Genomic DNA, 863 nt, shown 5'->3' with positions numbered 1-863 from the left:
TGAGCGGAAGGACTGCAAAACGCCTTGCATGCCTCGGGAGGGAGTCCCAAACAGCACCGCACCGACAGTCTGAGCGCTGCCTATCGCAATCTGGGTGGCAAACGCCAAAAGCCCTTGACGCAGCTGTACGACGCCCTGTGCGACCACTACCGCATGGAACCGACGCGCAACAATCGGGGCGTGACGCACGAGAACGGCGCGATAGAGTCTCCCCACGGACATTTGAAAAATCGCATCGAACAAGCCATCTACCTGCGCGGCAGTGCCGATTTCCCGAGCGTGGAGGCCTATCAGGCAGTAGTGGCGGCGGCAGCAGAGGGGTTGAACCGCCAACACGCGGACAAGTTTGCCGTGGAGAGAGCGGCACTGCAGCCCCTGCCCAAATACCGGGTGCCGGACTACGAAATCCTGACGGCGCGGGTCAGCCGCCACAGCACCATCGAAGTGCGCTGCATCCTTTACACCGTCCCGTCCCGGCTCATCGGTCAGCGGGTGGAGCTGCACCTCTACCACGACCGCATTCTGGGCTTCTGGGGTCAAACCCAAGTCTTCGCCCTCACCCGGATGCGCGTCCAGGGGAACGGGAAACGTCGGGGACGCTGCATTGACTATCGCCACGTCATCGAGGGGTTGCGCCGGAAACCGCGAGCGTTGCTCTACTGCACCTGGCAAAAGGAGCTGTTACCCAACGAGCGCTATCGCCAGCTCTGGAATCAGCTCAAAACCGACTACGAGCGCGACCGGGCGGCCCGCTTGATGGTGGAAGCGCTTGATCAAGCAGCGACCCACGGCGAAGACCGGGTTGCCGATTACTTGGAACGGGAATTAGCCGCTGGCAGCCTCACGCCGCAGCGCCTACAAGT

At 62.2% G+C, this 863-nt stretch carries 1 pseudogene; it reads left to right on the top strand.

Annotation, left to right across the window (positions count from 1 at the left end):
• A pseudogene (locus KR51_RS11210) lies at positions 1-863 on the top strand (Mu transposase domain-containing protein); the annotation flags it as partial.

Origin of the sequence: Rubidibacter lacunae KORDI 51-2 (assembly GCF_000473895.1) — a bacterium.
Classification (GTDB): Bacteria; Cyanobacteriota; Cyanobacteriia; order Cyanobacteriales; family Rubidibacteraceae; genus Rubidibacter; species Rubidibacter lacunae.
Note: the sequence above shows the minus strand (reverse complement) of the source record. Positions and strands in the feature narration are given on the sequence as shown.